Consider the following 24,176-nt stretch of genomic DNA (forward strand, 5'->3'; position numbering starts at 1 on the left):
TCAAATCCCCATCAACTGATTAAGTATTTTTATAGCAGCAGCTGGCAGTACTGTACCAGGCCCAAAAACATCCATCACTCCTGCATTTGTTAAAAAATCATAGTCTTTTTTGGGAATTACACCACCTACTACAACGGCAATATCTTCCCTCCCAAGATTCTTCAATGCACTAATTAAAGCAGGTACCAAAACTTTATGCCCTCCGGCCAAGGATGAAACCCCAACCAGGTGAACATCATTTTCTGCAGCCTGCCTTGCTACCTCTTCTGGCGTTTCAAATAAAGGTCCTATATCTACATCAAAACCAATATCAGCAAAGCCCGTCCCGATTATCTTAGCTCCCCTATCATGCCCGTCTTGTCCCATTTTGGCAATTAATATTCTTGGTCTTCTGCCTTCTATTCTTTCAAATTCATCTGTTAAGGATTGAGCCTCCTTAAACAGATTATCCTGTGCTGCTTCCCTTGAATACACGCCTGAAAGCGTTTTGCTCTCTGCCTTATGTCTTCCAAATGCTTTTTCCATTGCCATTGATATCTCACCTAATGTAGCTCTTTTTCGGGCCGCTATAATTGCCAGTTCTAATAAATTCCCCGTCCCATTATTTGCAGCTTCAGTAATATCACCCAAAGCATCTTTTACTTCTTCAGAATTCCTTTCTGACTTCAAAGCATTCAAGCGGGTCAATTGTTTCTTTATCACCTCCGCATTGTCCACCTCCAATATGTCAAAATTCTCCTCCAGTCCAGATTTAAACCTATTGACACCAACTATAGCTTCAGTTCCGCTGTCAATCCTTGCCTGTTTTCTAGTAGCTGCTTCCTCTATTCTCATTTTGGGAATACCGGACTGCAGTGCCTCAGCCATCCCCCCCACTTTTTCAACTTCCTGAATATGCTCCCAAGCCTTTTCAACCAATTCTTCCGTGAGTTGCTCCAAATACCAACTTCCTCCTAAAGGGTCCACCACCCGTGTTAGTCCCATCTCCTCTTTTAATATGAGTTGAGTATTCCTGGCAATCCTTGCTGAGAACTCCGAAGGCAGGGAAATGGCCTCATCAAAAGCATTGGTATGCAGTGATTGCGTTTGTCCCAATATGGCCGACATTGCTTCGATAGTCGTTCTAGCGACATTATTCATGGGATCCTGTTCTGTCAATGACCAACCAGAGGTTTGACAATGGGCGCGTAACATAAGGGACTTTGGATTCTTAGGATTAAACTCCTTCATTAATTTAGCCCATAACAGCCTCCCTGCTCTCAACTTGGCAATCTCTCTATAATGATCCATCCCTATGCCCCAAAAAAAAGACAACCTAGGAGCAAATTCATCGATCTTCAAACCTTTGGATAGACCAGTCCTGACATACTCCAAGCCATCTGCTAAAGTATAGGCCAGTTCCAAATCAGCAGTGGCACCGGCCTCATGCATATGATACCCAGAGATAGAAATAGAATTAAATTGGGGCATATGTTTGGCAGTATATTCAAAGATATCTGCCACAATTTTCATGGAAGGCTTAGGAGGATAGATATAAGTGTTCCTCACCATGAATTCTTTCAATATATCATTCTGAATAGTCCCTTTTAGCTTTTCTGACTTTACACCCTGCTCTTCTGCAGCCACAATATAGAAAGCCATGATAGGAATAACCGCTCCATTCATGGTCATTGAAACGGACATTTTATCCAAAGGAATTTGATCAAACAAGCGCTTCATATCCAGCACAGAATCAACTGCTACTCCCGCCATGCCCACATCCCCCTGTACTCTAGGATGATCAGAATCGTAACCTCTATGCGTAGCCAAATCAAATGCAACCGATAAGCCCTTCTGTCCTGCGGCTAGGTTTTGTCTGTAAAATTCATTGGAAGCTTCCGCTGTCGAAAAGCCAGCATATTGCCGGATCGTCCAAGATCTTGTAAAATACATGGTGCTGTATGGTCCCTTCAAAAAAGGAGGAATACCTGAGACATATCCTGAATGAGCAGGCATTTCGGATATATTCCCAGACTTTGAAGACTGGTTAGAAAGTTCCTTTTTCAAGCGGCGGAAATCAAGTTTCATTTGAGATTAAAATTAAGTTGATCAAATAAAACACTTTTTGGAATGCTCCTTAATTGTAATTCTGCCTCACCCCTTTGCTCCCAATTATCAGATACCACATTCAAACTCTGATCCTCATAAGCATTTACTCCAACCATCAATTGACTCTTACTCTTCAATGCTTCCACTTGTAAATTTCTGGTCAACTTGATTTCTTTTTGCATCAGCCCTGATTTGAAACATGCCAACCAGCCTCCTTTTCCCTCTAGCTCGATCAGCTTATCTCTTACCATATCAAATATCCTGTCCATTAAAAAATTCAAATAAAAAGCTCCTGAACTTGAATCCTTTCTAAAAGAAATATGAGATTCCAATTTCAACAAATTGGAAATATTGGCTGCTTGTTGCTTAGAGGAAACATCTGGAAAAGCTTGTGACAAATCATTCTTACTCACAAACAATATGTCACTATTTCCATTTACCGCCATTAAACTTTCAACAGTACTACGAACCAAATTGCCATATTTATCTTTGTGCGATTTTGTCCATAAAGAGGTATACGAAAAGATTATTAATTTCATTTCGTCATAACCATTATCAAATAAACCAGCCACCTGATCAACCAATATCCTAGTAAGTTTTAACTTGGCTATATTCAAAAAATAGTCTCCTCCCAAACCTACCTTGACTGTTAAGTTTTCGAAAACTCCCTTCATATCACGCCCCTTGCAAGAGAGCTCTTTAAGGACTTCTGACAACCTTAACATACTGTAAGTCAATTGCTGAACAGTATTGGCTCCGCTATCCAAATAAGTACCCATATCCACGCAAATCCCCCTAAAATGAGGATATTCTTTAGTCAGTTGATGGATTTTTTCTATCTGCTCCTTTAGCGACTGGTTTTCAAGCCCATCATCAAGCACTTGACTAATGGGGTCCCATAAAAAACCTCCTTTAATTTTTCCCTTTGCTTGGTCATTTGCCCAGTCCAGAAAAGACTTTAAAACAGCTATTCCATTCCCTTTTGGAGCCAACCAAAGGCTAAGATATTCGGGACTGAGCCCATACAGTTTTTGTTTTATGTCTCCCTCTCCTGACCATTGTAAAACCAGTCCATCAATACCCAAAGCAAGTGTCTGTAAGAGATCATCATTATTTTCTTGATCGAGATCAAAACTACTGACATTCTCCCAGGCATCATTGATATTTTTGGGTAGGCTTTCCCAAAAACGGTATTTCTCTGCATCCTCTGCCAAAGTAAATAATGAAGGAACAGAAATACCCTCTATCTTGTCAAAGGTAAAAAAGTCATTCTCTGACTTAAGTCCTGTTTCCTTTAAGGCCTTGGCTATCCATTCATTTTTATCTGAATAAGAAAATCCATAAAAAGATAGGTCTATCATATCTGGGTCTATTAGGTATCATGAGACATTACCATCTATACATTACTTCCAAAAACCAGAAATCATTTGACATATAGAACATTTCGAAATGTCTTTTCATTAAAAATAAGATTTTGTACTTAAAATACCAGCTTAAATAAAGGACTTATCTAGTATCGTTTACTTAAAATTTATTTGTTCTTATTCCATTATTTTTTTTGTATATTCCAAATTGGAAGCCGCCAGCTATACTTACTTTTCAGAAAGAAAAGACTGATTCATTCACCCACCTATATTGGTGGTCACTAATACGATGATTGCAGCTAAAATATTTTAGCCTTCCACATAATATCCCTTTATTTTCAAAGGGTAATTTTATTATATTCATAAAACAAAAAAACAACAATAACCAACATGACCTTAATACTAAACAGCAGTTAAGTCAAGCAAATTTTGATTTTTAATTTAGATATATTTTCCCCAAATTTGTTGCCCTTCTAGGGTGAAGTGGAGCATCTTTAATTCTTTCTTGTAACCAATTTTAAATGAGTTCAGAGGCAAAAGCAGTATGGGACGAGTGTTTGCGTGTCATTGAAGACCACGTAAATGACCAAAGTTTTTCCACCTGGTTTAAACCGATAAACCCGGTGAGATTGGACAGTTCAATACTTACCATCCAAGTACCTAGCCAATTTTTTTACGAATGGCTTGAGGACAACTATGTCCAAGTGTTAAAATTAGCCATAAAGAATGTTCTTGGTCCAAATGGAAAACTTGAGTATGCTGTGGTTGTGGATAGAGGAAATTCCCAAAACCAGCCTTATGTAGTCAGCTATCCTCAGGGAAATATCAGCCCTAACAAAAAGAAAGCAGCTGAAAAACTGGAAAAAGAGCAAAGCAGAAGTCCTTTTGATATGAAGTCTTTGGACAGCAATGCACTCTTACAATCCAACCTTAACCCCAATTACAGCTTTAACTCTTATATAGAGGGAGACTGTAACCGTTTGGCAAGGTCAGCAGGCTATGCAGTAGCTACCAAACCCGGAGTAACTTCCTTTAACCCCTTGATGATTTATGGGGGTGTAGGTTTGGGAAAAACCCACTTGATCCAAGCAATTGGAAATGAAATAAAAAATGGCCCAGAAGAAAAATTTGTACTGTATGTATCCTCCGAAAAGTTTGTAAATCAATTCATGGATTCCATCAAAGATGGAAATATGAAGAGTTTTACCAATTTCTATATGCAGGTGGATGTGCTGATTATTGATGATATTCAATTTTTGGCAGGAAAGGACAGAACCCAAGAAATGTTCTTCCACATCTTCAATCACCTTCACCAAAACAAGAAGCAAATCATTATGACTTCCGACTGTCCTCCTAAGGATCTAAAAGGTTTGGAAGAAAGGTTGTTATCCAGGTTTAAATGGGGGTTGACAGCAGATTTGCATATGCCTGACTTTGAAACCAGGGTAGCCATTATCAAAAGAAAAATGCAAACAGAGGGAATTTACATTCCTGATGATGTAATTGAATATTTAGCCTATACAGTAGACACCAATATTCGCGAGCTTGAGGGAGTATTGATTTCATTGATCGCCCATGCTTCCCTAAACAGGGTAGAAATAGATCTTGGTTTGGCCAAGACCATCATGAAGAATATTGTCAAAGACATTGAAACGGAAGTAGGGATAGATTTTATCCAAAAAACTGTTTCTGATTATTACGGAATAAAACTGGATGACTTAAAGGCAAAAACCAGAAAAAAGGAAATTGTTGTTGCGAGGCAAGTGGCCATGTATTTCTCCAAGGAGTTTACCAATCATTCGTTGAAATCCATAGGTTACCATTTTGGAGGAAGAGATCATAGTACGGTTATTCACGCTGTACAAACAGTCAACGACCTCATTGAGACCGATACCGCGTTTAAGAATGCCATCAATGAGCAAAGGAAAAAATTCAAAATGAGATCATATTAAAAAAGGGGCTGTGCCCCTTTTTTATTGCTTAACCACACCATTTAAAGTCGCTAAAGGAAACCTTAATTCAGTCTGTCCCATCGAGTATGGGGTGATTTCATAGGTATTATAAAGTAATACAAATTCCTCACCTTCATACCCCATGGCCGCAGGTAGAAAAAATTTTCCTTTCTCTAAGAAAAACCTGCCATCTTCCTCAAGACTTATTCCCTCTTTCACCTCATGGTATTCTCTAAAAGCCTGCTTGGCCAACTCCATCAATTTCTCTTCATCCAAAACAATATCTTCATTTTTCAGCAAGGACTTCTTTTCCACATCAAAATTCATATATTGACTCACATAATTAGGGTGAGCTCCTCCAGTGTATGCACTATTTAAAAATTTAATAGAAATCAAATCACTGTCAATCAATGTTACCATAGCTTCGGTTTCGGAATACCAAGACTGGCTGGACTCTGGAAAGTCCTTTTTAAAAGAACTATACTCATCTAAAACATCATCTGCCAACTCATTCAATGAAGGTAAACCACCTTCTTTCTCTCCCCACTGTAAATACATCTTCAATTGCTCTAGAACATGGATATTCAGCAATACACTCAGCGTATCCTCTCCACCACTGAACAGTGGATAACTCATTTTCACTTCCGCGCAAAACTCCCCACCACCAGGGCAAGTTGATTTCTTAAATTCTTCAATTTCATAGGATATTGGGTCCTCAGTAATTTCCTGCTTTGAAGAATTACAGGCCATCAAAATAAGCCCTATTAACAGGCAAGGCCATTGAACAGTTTTTAATCTCATTTTTTCTAGTCGCTATTTTTTGGTTTAAAAAAATCATTCACCAAATTTCTTGCCATAGATTGCGGTGAAAAATCCCCTTCCTTGATAGAAGGTAAAATGCTCCATATTTTGTCCTTTACATCCTTGTTTTGATAGAATCGAGCTTCTAATATTTGCTGTACATAGGCATAAAACCAATATTCTCGCTGATGAATACGATTTTCATTAAAATAGCCTGAGGCTTTCATTTTTTCTTCAAAGTCCCCAATCAGCTGCCATATTTCCTCCAATCCACGCTTATTCTTTGAAGAACAAAGCAGTACTTTCGGCATCCATCCATCTTCCCTTACACCCAAAAGCTGACTGGCATTTTGCAAAGCCAGTTTAGTTTCTTCCGCTTTGGACTCTTGCTCTCCATCCACTTTTGTCAGAACTATCGCATCAGCCATTTCCATTATCCCTCGCTTGATCCCCTGTAGCTCATCTCCAGAATCAGGCTGTACCAAAAGTAAAAAGAAATCAACCATTTCATTCACGATAAATTCAGACTGCCCCACCCCTACTGTTTCCACCAAAACCACATCATAACCTGCTGCTTCACAAAGCAAAATACTCTCCCTAGTCCTCGCCCCTACACCACCTAAGCTTTGTGCATTTGGCGAAGGTCTGATAAACACATTCGGTTCTTTTGAAAGTAATTCCATTCTGGTTTTGTCTCCCAAAATACTTCCCTTTGATTTCTGGCTGCTTGGGTCAATGGTCAGCACGGCTAATCTCTTGCCCTTCTTAACAAGTAATTGTCCAAAATGCTCTATAAACGTACTTTTCCCTACCCCTCCAGCGCCAGTAACTCCTATTCTAATAGAATTACCAGTGTATTTCATCACCCTATCTAGCAACTGATCGCCAAGTAGCTGATCTTCTTCAAGCTTACTTTCCAATAAGGTAATGGCCCTGCTTAGAATTATGGCATTATTTGCAAGCAAACCCTGCTCGTATTCTGATAATTTCAATCTTTTTCGATCGGAAATTGACATAAAAAGTATGGTTACTTTCTGGAAATAAATTTAATGAAATGGATACTTGACAAAACCTTCCTCCCCCATTGCCCTTTTCTCAAACTTCCCTAGACAATAGCTGTTATACTCAGTTTTAAAATAAGGCTCAGCTCCCTCCACTTTCTGAGGATATTCCCCTTTTTCGGAAAAGAAATAAACCTGGGTATTGCCATATTTTGTATGCGGCATCATTTTACCGTATTTCTCCATTTCCTGCCATAACGTATCGGACACTGTCACAATATACACTCTTTTGATAGGCCCAGTATTATTAGGATTTCTGAATTTACTGACCTCATTAAAATCCATCTTTAGATCCTTTATACTAGGTTGCATAAAAGTATCAGCCATAATCCAGGATAAGACTCCAATTACTATAAGTCCTATTAAATAAAACAGTTGTTTAGTTTTCATTATAATCTAAGGTTCTTCACTCTTAAAACATTAATTTAGGGGAAAAATTTGAATATGGGTTTTGAATATATCAAAGCACTGCATATTATCTTTATTGTCACATGGTTTGCAGGCTTATTCTACATTGTCAGATTGTTTATATATCAAGTTGAAACCCTTGAGAGGCCTGTAGAAGAACAAAAGTTTCTAAGACCACAATTGGACCTGATGGCCAAAAGACTTTGGCTAGGGATTACATGGCCATCTGCCATTTTGACCCTTATTTTTGGATTTTGGACCCTTTATTACCGATGGGGCTATTTAGAATTGGGGTTTATGCAGGCCAAGCTTGCATTCGTCTTTTTCCTTTATGTTTACCATTTTATTTGCCATAGAATTTATTCAGACCTTCAACAAGGCAAAGCGAAGTGGACGTCTACCCAATTAAGAATCTGGAATGAGGTAGCCACCGTCATCCTCTTTGCTATTGTCTTTCTGATAGTATTGAAAAGTCTGTTGAATATGCTTTGGGGAATAATAGGATTGCTGCTGTTAAGTATCCTCCTTATGTTAGGCATCAAGCTTTACAAAAAGTCCCGTGAAAGGAACTAATCAATATTTTGAATTGTAGATTATACAAAAAAATGCTCAGACACAATCTCACCATACTAGCCTTTCTTGCTTCTATATTTTTAATTTGGAACTGCACATCAAAAACCGATAAAAAAGAACAGTTACCGATTCTAGGCCACAAATACACTGAAGAAAAGACCATTGATGGAAATACTGTCACCGACACTGTCTATCATGAAATCGCCCCTTTCTCATTTACAGACCAAGAAGGGAACATCATTACCAAAGAAGATGTAAAAGGTAAAGTCTATGTAGCTGATTTTTTCTTCACTTCATGCCCGACCATTTGCCCGATAATGAAATCCCAAATGCTAAGGGTCTATGAAAAATTCAAGGATAATCCCGACTTCAAAATCCTTAGCCACTCTATTGACCCTACTTATGATACTGTAGAAGTACTAAAGGATTATGCCGAAAGATTGGGCATTAAGGATGCAAGTACTTGGCACTTTCTCACAGGTGACCAAGAAAAGATCTTTGAAATTGGCCAAACCAGCTATTTGGCTACAGCTATGGAAGACAAAAATGAACCTGGAGGGTTTCTTCACAGTGGAGCTTTTATTTTAATTGACCAAGAGGGGCATATTAGGGGAGTATATGATGGTACCAAAGAGGACCAGGTAAATAAATTAATGAAGGATATTCCAAAAATTCTGAACAATAATGAAAAAGGGGCTTAAGCTGTTTTCTATCGGATTTTGCTTATCCATATCCATTTGGGGATGCCAAGGAAATAAAAACACCGAACAGGATCATTTTTCTCTCAACAGCATTGAAGACCTAAAAACCCGACAATATGCCATCGAGGGGCAGGTATTATATGAAAACTATTGTGCCAATTGCCACCAAACTGATGGCACTGGGCTAGGGCAGCTGATTCCTCCTCTTAAAGACGCGGACTACTTGAAAGAAGATGTAGGAAGAGCAATAAGAATCATCAAGCATGGTATCAAAGGTGAGATAATTGTAAATGGCAAAGATTACAATAAAGAAATGCCTGCTAATCCCGGCTTAACCAATCTGGAAATTGCAGAAATTGCTACTTATATCTATGCTGCCTTTGCTAACCAAGATAAAATTATTGAAGTGAAAGAGGTCAGAACTTATTTGGAGGAGTAGCTTTACTCCTCTATTTTTTTAGCCTCTTCCAATGCTTTTTTAATATCCTCATTCACCTCTGAAACCATCTCCTTTTGCCCATTTAAATAACTAATTGCCTCCTCTTCCTCCATCTCACTTAGATCAGCTTTAAATTGCCTCATCCAAACAAACATCCCGTCATAAGCCTTCTCTAAATTACTTGCTGCTTTTTTTATTTTTTCTGCCTTACCGATATTATTCACACTGTCTTCAAGAAGATATTGTTTAGCCAAGTCAAGTAAACGTTTCTCTTCAGACTTAAGCTCTCCCATTTTTGGCATAACTTCATCATGAATCTTAATTACTTCATCCTTTAAAGCTTCCTGTTCTGACACTCCCCCACAAGACACCATAAACGCCAAACAAATAATTCCTAGGGCTATACTTTTAGTCATTTTCATATCTAAATTTATTTTTCTCAAATTTCCCCAATTCAAAAGTCAGAATGAAATAAATCTCCAATTAAATCATTCGCTTTTCCAAGAGTAAATCTATCGTTAAATAAGATGTCTAATTTATAGCAATCCATCATCCAAAAAGTTATTTTTAGACCATATTATACCTCTCTGGCATTGACATGCTCTATTATATGTTAACCAGAAAATACAGAATAACAGAACCTAGAAATAACCCTCTTATACTTACTGTTTTAGCATTAAAAACTATCCAATAAATCATTACTATGAAACCGTTTTGCTTTGCTGTAGATCAAATAATTAATAGTGAAAAGGCGAGTATGCATCCAATGGACATTGGCTTGATCCGTGGTTATGCTGTATTTGATTTTTTCAGGACCGTAAACTACAGCCCCATATTCCTTGAAGATTACCTTAATAGGTTCATCAGCTCAGCCCAAAAAACACATTTGAGCTTAAACTTAAATCCCCAACAATTGGAAGATGTTATTTTGGAGCTCATCAAAAAAAACGATCTAAGATCAGGGGGGATAAGAATGGTATTGTCTGGTGGAGTTTCAGATAATCATTTCTCTCCAGATAAAGGAAGTTTATTTATTTTCTGTGAAGACTTGATTTTTCCTTCCCAAGAAAAATACAACAAAGGAGTCAATCTATTGACAGTAGATTACATTAGACCTATTCCCGAGATCAAAACCACGAATTACGCACTTCCGGTTTACCTCAGTGCTGATTGGAAATCAAAAGATGCAGAAGATGTCTTGTACCATTATAATGGTATTGTATCAGAAAGCTCCAGAAGTAATATTTTCATAGTAAAAGAAGGAATAATCAGTACGCCAAAGGAAAATATTTTGTTGGGGATCACGAGAAAGAGAATCTTGGAAGTTGAAAAAGGTATTCAGATACGTGATATTTCATTAAAAGAAGTTTTGGAGGCGGATGAGGTATTTATGAGCAGCACCACAAAAAGGATTTTACCAGTTACCCAAATTGATGGCAAAAACATTGGTAATGGAGCTCCAGGAGAAATCACAAAAAGTATATTCGAGAAATTAGTATCATTAGAAAAAGAAATCGCCCTCTAGGAAGGCGATTTCTTTTTTATTTTATAATACCAGCTCAGCATCTGTTAAAATGTACATGAGTTTTTCTGGATCCTTTTTATTCAGTTTTAAGGTACCTTTAACCTTTACTCTCTTTGAGGTATATTCAATAGGTGTACTTAGCATCACCTCCATAACCGTTTCAGGTCCTCCAGAGCCACAGAAAAAACACTCAGCAAGCGGTAATGATGACAATATGATATGTTCCGGCTTAAACATCCCTTCAAACGGAATTATATAACCCTCTGCAGAAACTTCTTTTCCTTCAAGGGATTTTATCTTATCGCTAAAAACCGGCAGATATAACTCTCCATATTCATCATTTCCTATCTCGTAAGTTACCTCTGATAGGTCCTTCCAAACACTTTTTTCTGATTGGGCATGACCAAGCCCCAAAAGCCCCATCATCATTACCACTAACAAACTTAACTTTAATCTCATTTTTATTCTTTTCAATTATTTGGTCAACTGTTTTGCAATATCTGTCTTGTAGGCACCCAAAGCAGGAATAATGGAAGCTAAAATTCCAACCACAACGGCATAGACCACAATCCATGCCTCTGCCTTAAGAAATATCCAAGCAGAAATACTACTTAGTGCGCCTTGTTCCTGACCCATAACCAAAACTGATAGAAAAAGGTGCCCCATTAGTATTCCTACCAAAGCTCCCAAGCCAGTCAATATGATTCCCTCCAAAATGATATGAACAAATAATTGTCCTTTAGATGCACCTATAGTACGCATTACAGCTAGATCGTACCTACGTTCCTTTAAGGAATTATACAATGCAATAAATATACCTAAACCAGCTATGAAAATAATAACAAATGCAAGGCCCTTGATTAACTTAATACCTACTCCCAATAGTTCAAACAGTCTTGAAATCTCAAATGTTGGGGAAGCGGCCTGCAATGAGCTTCTACTATTGATGAATCTGGGCAATTGCACAGCCGCCATAGGGCTTCTGTACTGAACCAAAAGGGTAGTAATTTCTCTATCATCTTCTGTTTCTGGAAACCCTCTCGTGGCAACAGCCGCTTCCATTTTATCATGATCGTGTTCCTCTTCTTCATCATGGGTAAACCAAACAGATTCCAAACTAGTTAGAATTAGCTTGTCCACCACCTTGCTTGAAGGTGCCAACACCCCGGTAACCACATAATCATGATGATCGTGCTCATGACTGCTACTACCTATACCATGAGACCCCATAAAAGCATCTCCAACTTTAAGGCTTAGTTTCTCTGCAACGGTGCTTCCCAACACTACTTCAAAAGGTTTTTCCCATGCCCCCCCAGAAGCAAAAGACACCTCATATAGGTCTAAGTAATCATGATTGGTTCCAACTATTCGGAATCCCTCGTAATTATCCCCTAAGCCCATTGGAATAGCTTTCTTGATCAATCTGTTTCTGGAAACACCCTTGGCCTCTTTCAAATCTATATTGCCAGTGGGAAAGTCAATATGATATACACTTGAAAGGATAAGCTGCAATGGACTTCCCTTTGCTCCTATCACCAAATCCACGCCTTTTGCATCCCTGCTCATCTGATTCTCGAATTGGTCCTGAATAAGAATCAAGACAGTTATGATCGCTAATCCCAATGCCAAGAGCAAAATATTCAACCCCGTATTCATGGGCTTTGCGATCAAATATTTCCAACTTAATCGAATCATGTTCATAACTGACCTCCCATGATAATTTGGTTAGCCACATGCTCCTTTACCCTTTGGTCATGGGTTACTATGATCAGGGCCGAGCCCATTTTATGTGCCTGTTCTTTCAGCATTTTAACTACCATGGCTGCATTACTGTCATCCAAGCTTGCTGTAGGTTCATCGGCCAAAATCACCTTCGGATTATTAACCAAGGCCCTGGCTATAGAAACTCTTTGTGCTTCTCCTTCACTCAGTGCATTAACCTTGGATTTTTTCTTATGCCCAATCCCCAGGTCTTGAAGGATTTTGTCAATGTTTTTTTGCTTTGTTTTCCCCGAAAAAAACTGGGCCAGCTCCAAGTTCTCCTCCACGGTCAAAGGGCCAAGGATATGGGGTTTCTGGAAAACCATCCCAATATTTGCACCTCGAAACTTATCTAACTTTGCTCCTTTTAATTGATAAATATCGGTTTGGTCTATCTTGACCACCCCTTGCTGAGGTCTTAGTAAGCCCCCAAGAATATTCAAAAGAGTGGTTTTTCCACTTCCTGATTTCCCCAACACCAACAATTCATCATGTCCCCTCAGGACAATTTCCGGTATTTGGATTTGTTGAGCTCCCTTATAACTAAATGAAATATCCTGAGCTAAAATCATATTATTACCCAATAGGAATTTTCACTACAAATCTAGACCCCTTACCTGCTTCACTTTCCACTATAATATCACCTTTCAACACATCTACACATTTTTTCACAATTGAAAGCCCCAGTCCAGACCCCTCAGTAATCCCTACATTCTTGGCCCTGAAAAATCTATCAAACAATTGAGGTTGCTCCTTTGCAGGAATACCAATACCATCATCTATAATTTCAGCCAACATGATGCCATCATTCACAGAAACTATAAAGTCTACCTTTCCTTTCTCTTTGGAATATTTCACTGCATTGGAAAGCAAGTTTTCAAAAACCTGATAAAGCAATTCCGTATCAGACTTAATGGTCTTTGGCACATTGCTAAATGAAGTACTGATCGTAACTTCATTATCATTATTTGCCTTTACTACATCCAACACTTCATTGAAAAATGCCGCGGTAAAAAAGCGGGAAGGTTTATAATCAATTTTATTGGCATCTGCTTTTCCAAAGAATAGTACAGATGTCAGTAAACTGTTCAAACTTCTTACGGAATTCTCGATTTTTCTGGAATGTTTCACCAGTTTTTGCTTCATGGGATGGTCTTTTTCCGCATAAATCTGCAACAACTGGGCAGAACTCAGAATGGAAGTCAGCGGAGTTTTAAAACCATGTGATACGTTTTGGACTATCCTGGATTTTAACTCCCCAATCTCACGTTCCTTTTCAAGCGCCTTTTTGAGCTCTTTGTTCGCTTCATTTAAGTCCGCTGTACGCTTCCTAACTTTTTCTTCCAACTCATTATTGAGCTTTTGAAGTTCTTTTTCCTTTTTATCCTTAAAAATAGCCAACTCAATCATCATATTGAGTTCCCTGATATTAAAAGGTTTTATAACGTAAGCACTTGGGTTGGTACCAGCAATCTTGTGCAAAGTTTCTTCATCCGAACTTGCAGTAAGGTACACCACAGGTATATCATACTTCTCATTGATGATTTCCGTGGTTTTTATCCCATCAAGCTCTCCCCCAAGGTTGATATCCATCATCACAAGGCTTACATCATTTTCCCCAAGCACATCCAAGGCTTCCTCACCTGTAGCAGCTATACCAATTATTTCATGGTGGTTCTTTTCCAGCGCCTTTTTAAGTAGAAGTGCTGAAACATTATCATCCTCTACTATTAATATTTTAAGTGCTAGCATAGATTTTCGTTTGTTTCAAAAAAGCAGTTGAATAGGTCAATTTTCCACAATATTAACAATATATATTAATTGATTGGCAATTTCACCCTAACAGTAGTCCCTTCTTTTTGGACACTTTCAATTTCAATGGTTCCTCCTAAAATCTCAATTAGATTTTTTGTGATCGATAATCCCAATCCTGTTCCCTCAAATTTCCTGTCATAACCTCCGCTTTCCTGCTCAAATGGAGTATAAATGTTTTTTATAAATTCTTCACTCATACCGATCCCCATATCCTTTACGCATAGACATATGTGTCCATTTGATCTTTTTACATTTATCTGAATCAAGCCTTCATTGGAATATTTGATGGCATTGCCCACGATATTATTCACAATCATTTCAAAATAGCGTTTATCAACTTTTGCATTAAGGGGCTTGGTTTCAAACTTCGCAGTCAGCAATAAATTTTTCTTTATGGCAAGTGTTTTTAGAGGTAACAGAATTTTGGACAGGAAATCATTGACATTGGTTTCTTCATAAACCACCTCCATCTTATTGGCTTCAATTTTGGACATATCCAAAATACTGTTGATGGTATTCAACAACCGTTCTCCACTTTCCATAATGATCTCCAATTGTCCTACCAAAGCCTGATTTTGTTGATTCTGAATAATGATATTTTCAGTACTTCCAAGTATCCCATTTAAAGGTGTTCTAATTTCATGGCTCATACTTGAAAGGAAATTGGTTTTTATACGATTGGCTTCCTCTGCTTTTTCTTTCGCCTTCTTTAATCCTTTTTCATATATTTTCTTATCCGTAACATCTCTAAACACGAGTAAGATCACCTCTTTATCCTCATTCTTTGGATTTACGCGAGTCACAAAAAGCTCGATGGACTTTATTCCACTATGAAAAGGAATATCAACTTCAAAACTTCCACCCTCTCCATCTGTCTTTTTGAGAATTCGGACGATTTGTCTTTTATTTTTATAAAAATACCTCTTGTCCTTAAAAAGCTCCTTGACATAATATGTTTTTTTAGCATTCTCAGGTTTTATGCCTGCCATGGAAATTATCGAGGGATTCAGTGCCAATACCGTTCCATCAGTATGTGTCAACACCAATCCATCCTGAGAACTCTCCCAAACATTTCTAAACTGGTCCTCCGCCGTCTTAATCACTAAATTTTTCTCATCGATGCTTTTCTTAAGCATCCCCTGCTCTTTAAATTGGTTGACGATCATATTCAGTCCAAAACCAATCATAAGAAAGAAAAACATCAGTAGGCCAATAAACCAGAATTGTAGATAGACTGGCTTCACTACAGAAAAACTATCTGAATAGGCCAATTCAGACTCAAACTGCCCCCCTAAACTTGCCTTGAGCACCAATTGATAATCGCCCGGAGGAAGATTATTAAATTGGATTTCGCTAGTTCGTGGATTAATGGAGGTTTGCCAATCCTCATGTAGGCCCAAAAGTTGATAGCTTACCGTAAAATTATCCAGCTCCAAAAAGCTGATAGCACTGAATTCAATGGAAACATTGTTCAAGTTGTATGGAATTTTACTGATGTTCACCTTTTCATCTGTGGTACCCAAAATCTTGATTTCACCTATCGATACCAGAGGCTTTGCTACAAAATCCTCATCCTCTTGAGCCATAAATATCGAAAGACCATTTTGGGTTCCAATCATGACCTGCCCATCATCTCCCATGATCAATGCACCTCTATTTATTTCATTCCCCGAAAGTCCATTTTGGGCATCAAAAAATCGAATTGTTTCTCCATTCAAAAGAGCAACTCCTTGATCAGTTCCTACCCAAAGCCCCCCTCTATTATCCTTTAATATGGCATAAACAGGCCTGGTGATTTTTTGATTATTGATGGTATAATCCTTAATTTCTCCATCCCGAAAAACCTTGAGCCCCTCTGGTGTCCCCAACAACATTTCATCCTTAAAATAATTCCAATCATACCCATTGAACATCAAGAAATCCACTCCTTGTATAATTTGTTGGTCATCATATAGTGACCCCACAGTCATAAGGATAAATCGTCCATCCTTATCAATATCAATCTTCCTTAAGCCAAGAGGTTCTTTTCCCAAAAGATCCCTAAAAAATGAATTTGAAATCTCATTCTTAAACAAATCATCACCCTTTGCATGAATACTCGATTTGTATATTTTCCATCCTGCTACTATATATAAGTCCTCACCTTTGGGCAAAATATTAACTACAATACTACCTCCCGGGGATTTATAAAATACCGCCTCTTTTGCTTCTGGATCAAACCTGCCCACACCTCTAACCGAGGAGGCAATCCAAATAACTCCCCTTTTATCCTTATGAAAACTTGTCACTCTATTTTTGGGTTCTCCAAGATCTCCATCACCCTTGGATTCATATAGCAATTCATCATTTTTCCAATATTGAATGCCATTATTAAACCCAAACAGAAACTCATCTTCACCTAGCTTTTCAATAGCAGAAACCTCATGTTCCATTAATCCATCCAACAGTCCAAAATTTTGAAACCTCAAATTCGGTAGATTAACTATTCCCCTAAGCGTGCCTATCCAAATAATATTTTCTCTATCAACCAAGGCCGTATTGATGTAATAAGCCTTCAATGCATCAAAAGAGGTGATTTCCAATACCCCTTCATTCTTTGGGCTATATTTAAAAAGCTGGGAAGAATAAAAAAAGTATACCTGGCCGTGTTTCACCTGTAACCCAAATTTCTTTTGAGGGGCATAATGAACCTTTGAAAAACCTTGATATATAATTTCCCGAGGTTCAAATGGATTTTCACCTCTTGCTAAAAAATCCTCGCCTAAAAAATAGTATTGCTTATCGTCCTTATTATAAGCCATCTGGGCAATGCATCCCGGAAGCAACCTATTGCTGTGTTGAATCATTAAAAGCTCTCCATTTTCCAAATGAAATGCTTCATTTCTAAAATACAAAATGAAACTTTCATCCTTATACCGGAAAACAGACCGCAAATCTCCCCTTGCAGCACTTTCGAAATAATAATAATCCCAACTGGAATCTGAAACGTTAACCACCCCTAAAAAATCTTCCTTGTATATAAAAAGCTTTTTATTGGCCTTTGCTCCGTGTATTTCAAGTTTTATATATTCAACCCCATGGCCATCCGAAACCTCTTCTGGCAAATTGAATAAGTGCCATTGACCATTTTCCAAATAATATACTTTGGGAATCCCACTGCTATTATAAACCCAAACTAGGCCTTCATCATCTACCCTTATACCCAAATTATTACCAAGACTTTCTTTTACCTTTTGGGGCAAGGAATAAGTATTTATCCCATCGGAATAGAAAACTCCCCTAGCAGTAGTAAACCACATCCTTCCTTCAAAATCCTGGGCCACTCCATATATATTCTCGGTGGGTAATACCAAGCTCTTTATTTGCTTGTTAACCTGAAAAGATTGGGAAAATGCCACGCCACACACCAGTGACATCAATAGAATTAGGAATTTCTTTTTCATCATAGCCGATAACTAAATTAGAAAAAGAATCCATTCGATTAAATTAAATTTGACATTGTTTCCCCATTTCTTTTTGTACTAGGTCTTAATCTTATATTTTTGTATTCGAACTTTAAAAATAGCATCACATGAGTGTTTTAGTAAATAAAGATTCTAAGGTAATCGTGCAAGGCTTCACTGGATCGGAAGGTTCATTCCATGCGCAACAAATGATAGAGTATGGCACTAACCTAGTAGGTGGTGTCACTCCAGGAAAAGGAGGAAATACACACTTAGGTAAGCCAGTCTTCAATTCGGTAGCAGAAGCAGTAAATAAAACTGGTGCAGATACTTCCATTATTTTCGTTCCACCGGCTTTTGCAGCGGACGCGATCATGGAAGCAGCTGATGCAGGTATTAAAGTAATCATCGCTATTACTGAGGGGATCCCTGTTAAAGATATGATGGTTGCTAAGCCATATATCAAGGAAAGAGGAGCTACTTTGATTGGCCCTAATTGCCCAGGTGTGATCACTCCGGGAGAAGCAAAAGTAGGTATCATGCCTGGCTTTGTTTTCAAACAAGGCCGTGTTGGAATCGTATCAAAATCAGGAACCCTTACCTATGAAGCTGCTGACCAGATTGCAAAAGCAGGTTTAGGTGTTTCTACAGCAATTGGTATTGGTGGCGACCCTATCATTGGGACTTCTACTAAAGACGCTGTGAAATTGTTAATGGAAGATCCTGAGACAGATGCTATCGTAATGATTGGAGAAATCGGTGGTAATTATGAAGCGGAAGCGGCGAAATGGATCAAAGCTGATGGCAACAAAAAACCTGTTGTAGGATTTATTGCAGGACAGACGGCACCTCCAGGTAGAAGAATGGGACATGCTGGTGCTATTATCGGCGGAGCCGATGACACTGCAGCTGCCAAGATGAGAATCATGAGAGAAAATGGCATTAATGTAGCCGAATCTCCAGCTGAAATTGGTGAAGTAATGGCCCAAGCATTGAATGTAAAGGCTTAATCAATAGATAAGAATAATAAAAAAGGCGCAGAGGTTGACACTTTTGCGCCTTTTTTATTATCAATATTCTATATCCCTAAGCCATCCGGTAATGCTTACTCGCTGCTTATTAGTTGTCAAAACCTCATGAGGGATTTCTCCGCTCATAAATACCACTAACTTTCCTCCTTCTGGATAGACATCCATGATTTCTTCATTTCCTTCTTCAAGGGGAAGATACATTCTCAAGGCTCCGCCATCTTCTTCAGACCATGAATCGTTCAAATAGAGTATCGCCGTAACAACCCTATATTTCACGTTCTGAAACTGATCCAAATGCCTAAGGTAAAAAGAACCTGGAGGATACATTGAAAAATGGGCCTCAAATGAACGGAGCCCTAGAAAACACCTTTGATTTATCTCCCTACGTAAAGCTTCCATTTTATCCCAGTAAATTTCCTGTAATTCGGTTAAGTTCAAAGGGTCCAACCAAAAGACTTTGTCACTTCTAATTTCGGGTTGAATCCTAAAAGCATCACCCTTGCCTATTCCCGCATGTCTAAATTGACCATGTACCAATATTTCCTGCTGTTCATGCAACAATTCCTTTCTAAATTCGTCAGAAATAAAATTCTCGGCTATATACCAGCCTTTATCATAAAGTCCATTTACAATGGCCTCATACAGGTTTTCCATACTTGATGTTTTTTGCCAGCAAAAGTACATCAATAATTTTCCAGAAAACCATAATTTTGTACTGAAATAATTTATAAAGATTCACTCAGATAAAATATTCATCAAGCACAGCTAAAATGTTCCTAAAATCAGACGACATAAAAAGACTCGAAATAGATTTTAATTCAGGGGTAGTCCCCCCTCCTTTCAGTCACGTATTTAAATTAAAGCTTGGCTTTGAAAAAGACTTTATTAATACCCAATTCAATATCCAGTATACCGACCGGGATGAACTTTCAGAAGAAGAAATTATTGCTGAGGGATTTAACCTGGATGATGATTATGATTTCATTGGTGAAGTGGCTCCCATTTGGGAACAGCCCTTCAAGGAATTATACACCAAAACCAAATGGTCAAATAAAAAAGAGTTGGATGAAAATGGAGGGGTAAAGATCTTCGCTAAAGATATCCACGGCAAGATTGCCAGAAGTATCCCCACCAGTCAAGACGAGTGGCATATGCTAGCTCAGGAATTTATTCAGGCCATTTTTGAAATCACCAAAAAAGAAGCCCCCCTGACTATCCGCTATAGAACGGTCACCAAAGAAACCAGCACCGATTATACACTTACGGTTAAATTCTCTGTGAGGAAAGTAATCGTTGAAATAAACGGTAAAATCAAGGAAATGGACTGGGAAGATAGTCGAGAATTGCTTTCCAATATCTATCTGCCAGACTACGATTATGAGATTGCCTCGGAGTCCGTCCCCAAGAAAAGAGGCGAATATATTGACTGTGGAGATGGACTTTGGCACAAATTTGGCAAAGGTGTAAGCAACCTTGACGATTCCTTTGATGCAATATCATTAATCCAAAAGGGCTTTGAAAATTTAAACCAACTATAAATTTTATTATGAAAACTTTTAAATCAGTACTAGGAATTATTTTGAGTTCTGCCATTTTATTCAGCTGTGCAGACTGGAGTAACACTGGTAAAGGGGCTGCCATTGGTGGTGGCGCTGGTGGCGCAATTGGTGGACTAATTGGTTCAAAAAAAGGTAATACTGCTGCAGGTGCCGTAATTGGTGCCGCTGTTGGAGGAGCTGCAGGAGCCGCTATTGGTAAATATATGGATAAGCAGGCCAAAGAAATGGAAGCCATTGAGGATGCAGAAGTAGAAAGAGTTGGAGAAGGCATCCAGCTTACATTTGACTCTGGAATCCTATTTGGATTTGACTCTTACCAACTTACCCCGAGCGCACAGGAAAATGTCATGAAATTGGCCAAAATTTTAAGTGAATATCCTGACACCAACATCATGATCAACGGTCATACAGACAGTAAGGGTAGTGATCAGTACAACCAAGAGCTTTCTGAAAAAAGAGCAAGTTCTGTAGCTAATTATCTAAAGATGCAAGGTGTCACTAACTTTAGATTAACAACAGTAGGTCACGGTGAGAGTATGCCCATAGCAACAAATGACACCGATGCAGGTAGGGCACAAAATAGAAGAGTAGAGGTAGCTATTACAGCCACGGATGAATTAGTTGAAAAAGCGGAGAATGGTGAACTGGATAAAATTTAACCAGTTCTCACTGATAACTTTTTCAAAATAAATAAGGCGGCTAAAAATTTAGCCGCCTTTCCTTTTATCGTCCCACTCTAGATTGCATCTCTGGAATGATTCCTTCAAATTTTCGCAAGATCCTATCCCACTCCCTGAAGGCCTCATCGGTTTTCACTGAAGCACCATTTGCATTGGTATATTCACTTACCAATTTAACCTTGTATTCTAAAGGATTAGTACTACCCAGTTTTACAATACATCTTGATCTAACCATTGAACCATTGAAATTCTGAGCTACCCAAGCTGTCCTTAAATATCCTGTTTCCCTATCCGTGGTTTCAATTACATCAAAATAGGAAGTAATTATCCTTGACAACAACTTCCATGTTTCCAATTCATCGCCACTTGGCTTAAGACTAATGTCCACATTAGCAATATCAGAACTAGAAGATGCGGTATATGCCTCATCTACTGCCATCCTAATATATTCACTCTTTTCCGGTTTAGGTTGGTTCTTTTGATCACAAAACGATCTTTCTTCAATCACAAAGCCCACTTTTTCAACTCTTACATTTACGCAGGTTCCTTTCTCAATTTTCAACTCAACACTCCCTGCTCCTGCAAGTTGCCCATCTACATAAATATTAGCGTCCTGCTCGGAAGCTGATATTTTGATTTTCTTGTCAAAGGCATGAGAGGTAGCCATTGACAACACTAACAATGAAAGAATAGTAAATAATTTTTTCATGAGAATTACAATCTTTTAATTAATTATCCAAAAACATAACTACGCCAACAAAACATTTGTCAAACCACGTAGCTTAAAACCAACTGCAATAATACGTAAACAAACAGTAGTGAACAATACTCAAAAAGTGGTATTTTAAACAAATTCCCCCGAAATTAAAACCAAATATCAATCAGGATCTAAAAAGTAAATAAAACCTTACAACTATTAAAAAACACCAAATTAAAACTCAAAAAAATAATGCAAAAGGTACGGCGTAAAGCATAAAAAAACACGGTTGCTTTATTCAAGGATATACACTTAAATAAAAACAACCGTGCAATAGTTCTATTCGGAGCTGTACTTTTTACTTAGCGTAATTTACAGCTCTCATTTCTCTGATTACAGTGACCTTGATTTGTCCAGGATACTGCATTTCTTTTTCAATCTTTTGGGAAATATCAAAAGAAAGTTTACCTGCTGTATTATCATCTACATTCTCCGCATCCACCATTACTCTCAACTCACGCCCTGCTTGCATGGCAAAACATTTATTGACACCGTCAAAGCTCAATGCCAAATCTTCGAGATCTTTAAGACGCTTGATATAGCTATCCATGATTTCTCTTCTGGCCCCAGGTCTAGAACCTGAAATGGCATCAGAAGCCTGGATGATTGGAGATATCATTGAAGTCATTTCAATCTCATCGTGGTGAGCTCCTATGGCATTACACACTTCTGGATGCTCCTTGTACTTTTTGGCCAACTCCATACCCAAAATAGCATGAGGTAATTCCGCCTCTTCAGGGTACACTTTACCAATATCATGAAGCAAACCTGCTCTCTTGGCTAACTTAGCATTAAGCCCCATTTCAGCAGCCATGGTCGCACAAAGCTTCGCCACTTCTCTAGAGTGTTGCAATAGGTTTTGGCCATAAGAAGAACGGAACCTCATTCTTCCAACCATTCTGATCAATTCAGGATGTAATCCATGAACACCTAAATCAATACAAGTTCTTTCACCAATCTCTACAATCTCCTCTTCAATGTTCTTCTCGGTCTTGGCAACTACCTCCTCAATTCTGGCTGGGTGGATTCTTCCATCCTGAACCAATCGGTGAAGTGAAAGCCTAGCTATTTCTCTTCTTACAGGATCAAAACCTGAAATAATGATCGCCTCAGGTGTATCATCCACAACAATCTCTACCCCAGTAGCTGATTCCAATGCTCGGATATTACGTCCTTCCCTACCAATGATCTTACCTTTAATATCATCACTTTCGATATTAAATATAGACACACAGTTTTCTATGGCATGCTCAGTGGCAGTACGCTGAATAGTGTCCAAAACAATCTTTTTAGCCTGCTTTGTAGCACTTAATTTGGCCTGATCCAGGATATCCTTGATATGCGAGGAAGCTTTGGTGTGCGCTTCATCTTTCAGCATGACCACCAGTTGATCCCTTGCTTCTTCCTTGGTCAATAAAGCTACTTTCTCAAGATCAGCAATTCGCTGATTGGTTACCCTGTCTAGCTCTTCCTTCTTGACTTGTACTGAATGTAACTGGGCATTTAGGTTTTCCTTTTTACTATCAAGCTCTGCTTCTTTACGCTTGATCTGCTCCATTTCCTTGGAAAGGATTTGCTCTCTTTGCTTCAGCTTGCCTTCATTGGTAATAAGGATGTTTTTCTTCTTATTTACCTCTTCTTCAAATTCAGATTTCAGTTTAAGGTATTTCTCCTTAGCCTCTAATATCTTATCCTTTTTAATGGATTCTGCAGTTAATTCGGCCTCTCTAACAAGGCTTTTGGCCTTGTCTTGAGCTTCTTCTTCTAACTTTTGATTGTTTTTCTTTAAAAAGATCCCAACCAAAGTTGCTCCAAGAATAAGGCCGACTATGCCCGCTACGATAATGTATAGTGATTCTCCCATAGGTTTTTTAGGTTAATAAAAGACCTACCGGCATGGATAACTAATCCAGAAAAGTGGGTGAATAAATAATTATAAGATGGATTTTAATTGGTTATTGATACTCGACAAAGTCTCTGAAATCTGCTCACTGTCTTCTGAACTTACCTCATTCGCTTCCATGGCCTCGACCATACAATCAAAAGCGACCATGGCCAACAGATCCTGTCTATCATCCAATCCAAATTCTTCTCTATATCTCTTTAATTTATCATTAATCAATTTACCAGCCCGCCTGATTTTCGCCTCATCCTCTGCTTTCACTTTCATAGGGTATTCCCTATCGCCTATTTTTATTCTGATCGAAAGCGTATCCAT

The 24,176-nt window shown here is 38.3% G+C and carries 23 protein-coding genes; 8 read left to right on the plus strand and 15 right to left on the minus strand.

Annotated elements, in window-relative coordinates:
* Together scpA and KMW37_RS17865 are read right to left on the minus strand one after the other, a co-directional pair.
* Positions 1-2,067, minus strand: coding sequence for a methylmalonyl-CoA mutase (scpA, locus tag KMW37_RS17860; RefSeq protein WP_215226023.1), 2,067 nt, complete (start codon positions 2,065-2,067; stop codon positions 1-3).
* Positions 2,064-3,449: a methylmalonyl-CoA mutase family protein gene (locus tag KMW37_RS17865; protein WP_215226024.1), complete on the minus strand. Its 1,386-nt coding sequence runs from the start codon at positions 3,447-3,449 to the stop codon at positions 2,064-2,066. The genes scpA and KMW37_RS17865 overlap by 4 nt, the downstream gene beginning before the upstream one ends.
* A gap of 524 nt (positions 3,450-3,973) precedes the next feature.
* On the opposite strand from KMW37_RS17865, the gene dnaA reads away from it, so the two are divergent.
* A complete protein-coding gene (gene dnaA, locus KMW37_RS17870; protein ID WP_186758422.1) occupies positions 3,974-5,404 on the plus strand; it encodes a chromosomal replication initiator protein DnaA in 1,431 nt (476 codons plus the stop codon).
* 21 nt (positions 5,405-5,425) lie between these two features.
* On the opposite strand, the gene KMW37_RS17875 is transcribed toward dnaA, so the two are convergent.
* The 3 genes from KMW37_RS17875 to KMW37_RS17885 are packed head-to-tail and all read right to left on the minus strand — an operon-like array spanning position 5,426 to position 7,656.
* On the minus strand, positions 5,426-6,205 hold the full coding sequence (locus tag KMW37_RS17875) for a DUF3298 and DUF4163 domain-containing protein (protein WP_215226025.1): 780 nt from the start codon (positions 6,203-6,205) through the stop codon (positions 5,426-5,428).
* A gap of 5 nt (positions 6,206-6,210) precedes the next feature.
* Positions 6,211-7,221, minus strand: coding sequence for a methylmalonyl Co-A mutase-associated GTPase MeaB (gene meaB / locus KMW37_RS17880; protein ID WP_215226026.1), 1,011 nt, complete (start codon positions 7,219-7,221; stop codon positions 6,211-6,213).
* Positions 7,222-7,251: 30 nt separating this feature from the next.
* Positions 7,252-7,656, minus strand: coding sequence for a hypothetical protein (locus tag KMW37_RS17885; protein WP_215226027.1), 405 nt, complete (start codon positions 7,654-7,656; stop codon positions 7,252-7,254).
* A gap of 54 nt (positions 7,657-7,710) precedes the next feature.
* Between KMW37_RS17885 and KMW37_RS17890 the strand changes: the two genes are divergently transcribed.
* From KMW37_RS17890 to KMW37_RS17900, 3 genes are read left to right on the plus strand one after another with little or no spacing between them, the layout of a single operon-like run.
* Entirely contained in the window at positions 7,711-8,247 is a 537-nt protein-coding gene (locus tag KMW37_RS17890) for a CopD family protein (RefSeq protein ID WP_215226028.1), read from the plus strand.
* Between the two features lie 32 nt (positions 8,248-8,279).
* The gene (locus tag KMW37_RS17895) at positions 8,280-8,948 is read left to right on the plus strand and encodes an SCO family protein (RefSeq protein ID WP_215226029.1); all 669 of its coding nucleotides are present in this window, start codon (positions 8,280-8,282) and stop codon (positions 8,946-8,948) included.
* Complete coding sequence (locus KMW37_RS17900) at positions 8,932-9,387, plus strand: c-type cytochrome (RefSeq protein WP_215226030.1); 456 nt, start codon at positions 8,932-8,934, stop codon at positions 9,385-9,387. Before KMW37_RS17895 ends, KMW37_RS17900 begins: the two co-directional genes overlap by 17 nt.
* A 2-nt stretch (positions 9,388-9,389) precedes the next feature.
* On the opposite strand, the gene KMW37_RS17905 is transcribed toward KMW37_RS17900, so the two are convergent.
* A complete protein-coding gene (locus KMW37_RS17905) occupies positions 9,390-9,830 on the minus strand; it encodes a hypothetical protein (RefSeq protein ID WP_246581555.1) in 441 nt (146 codons plus the stop codon).
* 260 nt (positions 9,831-10,090) lie between these two features.
* Between KMW37_RS17905 and KMW37_RS17910 the strand changes: the two genes are divergently transcribed.
* The gene (locus KMW37_RS17910) at positions 10,091-10,912 is read left to right on the plus strand and encodes an aminotransferase class IV (RefSeq protein ID WP_215226031.1); all 822 of its coding nucleotides are present in this window, start codon (positions 10,091-10,093) and stop codon (positions 10,910-10,912) included.
* A gap of 21 nt (positions 10,913-10,933) precedes the next feature.
* Here the strand turns inward: KMW37_RS17910 and KMW37_RS17915 are convergent, their stop codons facing one another.
* The 5 genes from KMW37_RS17915 to KMW37_RS17935 all read right to left on the minus strand — a co-directional run bounded on the left by KMW37_RS17915 (position 10,934) and on the right by KMW37_RS17935 (position 17,934).
* Positions 10,934-11,371, minus strand: coding sequence for a hypothetical protein (locus KMW37_RS17915; RefSeq protein ID WP_215226032.1), 438 nt, complete (start codon positions 11,369-11,371; stop codon positions 10,934-10,936).
* A 15-nt stretch (positions 11,372-11,386) separates the two neighbouring features.
* Positions 11,387-12,613, minus strand: coding sequence for an ABC transporter permease (locus KMW37_RS17920; RefSeq protein ID WP_215226033.1), 1,227 nt, complete (start codon positions 12,611-12,613; stop codon positions 11,387-11,389).
* Positions 12,610-13,245, minus strand: a complete 636-nt coding sequence (locus KMW37_RS17925; RefSeq protein ID WP_215226034.1) for an ABC transporter ATP-binding protein — start codon at positions 13,243-13,245, stop codon at positions 12,610-12,612. The genes KMW37_RS17920 and KMW37_RS17925 overlap by 4 nt, the downstream gene beginning before the upstream one ends.
* 4 nt (positions 13,246-13,249) lie before the next feature.
* Positions 13,250-14,425: a hybrid sensor histidine kinase/response regulator gene (locus KMW37_RS17930; protein WP_215226035.1), complete on the minus strand. Its 1,176-nt coding sequence runs from the start codon at positions 14,423-14,425 to the stop codon at positions 13,250-13,252.
* A 65-nt stretch (positions 14,426-14,490) separates the two neighbouring features.
* Positions 14,491-17,934: a sensor histidine kinase gene (locus KMW37_RS17935; RefSeq protein ID WP_246581556.1), complete on the minus strand. Its 3,444-nt coding sequence runs from the start codon at positions 17,932-17,934 to the stop codon at positions 14,491-14,493.
* A 125-nt stretch (positions 17,935-18,059) separates the two neighbouring features.
* On the opposite strand from KMW37_RS17935, the gene sucD reads away from it, so the two are divergent.
* Positions 18,060-18,941 carry a succinate--CoA ligase subunit alpha gene (gene sucD / locus KMW37_RS17940; protein ID WP_215226036.1) on the plus strand — a complete coding sequence of 294 codons (882 nt, stop codon included), beginning with the start codon at positions 18,060-18,062 and terminating at the stop codon, positions 18,939-18,941.
* A gap of 60 nt (positions 18,942-19,001) precedes the next feature.
* On the opposite strand, the gene KMW37_RS17945 is transcribed toward sucD, so the two are convergent.
* Entirely contained in the window at positions 19,002-19,616 is a 615-nt protein-coding gene (locus tag KMW37_RS17945) for a 2OG-Fe(II) oxygenase (RefSeq protein WP_215226037.1), read from the minus strand.
* A 116-nt stretch (positions 19,617-19,732) separates the two neighbouring features.
* Here KMW37_RS17945 and KMW37_RS17950 point away from each other — a divergent pair, with 116 nt between their 5' ends.
* Positions 19,733-20,500, plus strand: coding sequence for a hypothetical protein (locus tag KMW37_RS17950; RefSeq protein WP_215226038.1), 768 nt, complete (start codon positions 19,733-19,735; stop codon positions 20,498-20,500).
* 8 nt (positions 20,501-20,508) lie between these two features.
* The gene (locus tag KMW37_RS17955; protein WP_215226039.1) at positions 20,509-21,180 is read left to right on the plus strand and encodes an OmpA family protein; all 672 of its coding nucleotides are present in this window, start codon (positions 20,509-20,511) and stop codon (positions 21,178-21,180) included.
* Between the two features lie 64 nt (positions 21,181-21,244).
* On the opposite strand, the gene KMW37_RS17960 is transcribed toward KMW37_RS17955, so the two are convergent.
* The 3 genes from KMW37_RS17960 to KMW37_RS17970 all read right to left on the minus strand — a co-directional run bounded on the left by KMW37_RS17960 (position 21,245) and on the right by KMW37_RS17970 (position 24,176).
* On the minus strand, positions 21,245-21,910 hold the full coding sequence (locus KMW37_RS17960; RefSeq protein WP_215226040.1) for a hypothetical protein: 666 nt from the start codon (positions 21,908-21,910) through the stop codon (positions 21,245-21,247).
* A 346-nt stretch (positions 21,911-22,256) separates the two neighbouring features.
* On the minus strand, positions 22,257-23,822 hold the full coding sequence (rny, locus tag KMW37_RS17965) for a ribonuclease Y (protein WP_215226041.1): 1,566 nt from the start codon (positions 23,820-23,822) through the stop codon (positions 22,257-22,259).
* Positions 23,823-23,891: 69 nt separating this feature from the next.
* Entirely contained in the window at positions 23,892-24,176 is a 285-nt protein-coding gene (locus KMW37_RS17970) for a cell division protein ZapA (RefSeq protein WP_215226042.1), read from the minus strand.

Origin of the sequence: Echinicola shivajiensis (genome assembly GCF_018642165.1) — a bacterium.
GTDB classification, from domain to species: domain Bacteria; phylum Bacteroidota; class Bacteroidia; order Cytophagales; family Cyclobacteriaceae; genus Echinicola; species Echinicola shivajiensis.

Bases quoted from the DNA above. Each gene is read 5' to 3' on its own strand.
- scpA (WP_215226023.1), bottom strand. From the start codon at position 2,067: ATGAAACTTGATTTCCGCCGCTTGAAAAAGGAACTTTCTAACCAGTCT.
- KMW37_RS17865 (WP_215226024.1), bottom strand. From the start codon at position 3,449: ATGATAGACCTATCTTTTTATGGATTTTCTTATTCAGATAAAAATGAA.
- dnaA (WP_186758422.1), top strand. From the start codon at position 3,974: ATGAGTTCAGAGGCAAAAGCAGTATGGGACGAGTGTTTGCGTGTCATT.
- KMW37_RS17875 (WP_215226025.1), bottom strand. From the start codon at position 6,205: ATGAGATTAAAAACTGTTCAATGGCCTTGCCTGTTAATAGGGCTTATT.
- meaB (WP_215226026.1), bottom strand. From the start codon at position 7,221: ATGTCAATTTCCGATCGAAAAAGATTGAAATTATCAGAATACGAGCAG.
- KMW37_RS17885 (WP_215226027.1), bottom strand. From the start codon at position 7,656: ATGAAAACTAAACAACTGTTTTATTTAATAGGACTTATAGTAATTGGA.
- KMW37_RS17890 (WP_215226028.1), top strand. From the start codon at position 7,711: ATGGGTTTTGAATATATCAAAGCACTGCATATTATCTTTATTGTCACA.
- KMW37_RS17895 (WP_215226029.1), top strand. From the start codon at position 8,280: ATGCTCAGACACAATCTCACCATACTAGCCTTTCTTGCTTCTATATTT.
- KMW37_RS17900 (WP_215226030.1), top strand. From the start codon at position 8,932: ATGAAAAAGGGGCTTAAGCTGTTTTCTATCGGATTTTGCTTATCCATA.
- KMW37_RS17910 (WP_215226031.1), top strand. From the start codon at position 10,091: ATGAAACCGTTTTGCTTTGCTGTAGATCAAATAATTAATAGTGAAAAG.
- KMW37_RS17915 (WP_215226032.1), bottom strand. From the start codon at position 11,371: ATGAGATTAAAGTTAAGTTTGTTAGTGGTAATGATGATGGGGCTTTTG.
- KMW37_RS17920 (WP_215226033.1), bottom strand. From the start codon at position 12,613: ATGAACATGATTCGATTAAGTTGGAAATATTTGATCGCAAAGCCCATG.
- KMW37_RS17925 (WP_215226034.1), bottom strand. From the start codon at position 13,245: ATGATTTTAGCTCAGGATATTTCATTTAGTTATAAGGGAGCTCAACAA.
- KMW37_RS17930 (WP_215226035.1), bottom strand. From the start codon at position 14,425: ATGCTAGCACTTAAAATATTAATAGTAGAGGATGATAATGTTTCAGCA.
- KMW37_RS17935 (WP_246581556.1), bottom strand. From the start codon at position 17,934: ATGATGAAAAAGAAATTCCTAATTCTATTGATGTCACTGGTGTGTGGC.
- sucD (WP_215226036.1), top strand. From the start codon at position 18,060: ATGAGTGTTTTAGTAAATAAAGATTCTAAGGTAATCGTGCAAGGCTTC.
- KMW37_RS17945 (WP_215226037.1), bottom strand. From the start codon at position 19,616: ATGGAAAACCTGTATGAGGCCATTGTAAATGGACTTTATGATAAAGGC.
- KMW37_RS17950 (WP_215226038.1), top strand. From the start codon at position 19,733: ATGTTCCTAAAATCAGACGACATAAAAAGACTCGAAATAGATTTTAAT.
- KMW37_RS17955 (WP_215226039.1), top strand. From the start codon at position 20,509: ATGAAAACTTTTAAATCAGTACTAGGAATTATTTTGAGTTCTGCCATT.
- KMW37_RS17960 (WP_215226040.1), bottom strand. From the start codon at position 21,910: ATGAAAAAATTATTTACTATTCTTTCATTGTTAGTGTTGTCAATGGCT.
- rny (WP_215226041.1), bottom strand. From the start codon at position 23,822: ATGGGAGAATCACTATACATTATCGTAGCGGGCATAGTCGGCCTTATT.
- KMW37_RS17970 (WP_215226042.1), bottom strand. From the start codon at position 24,176: ATGGATACGCTTTCGATCAGAATAAAAATAGGCGATAGGGAATACCCT.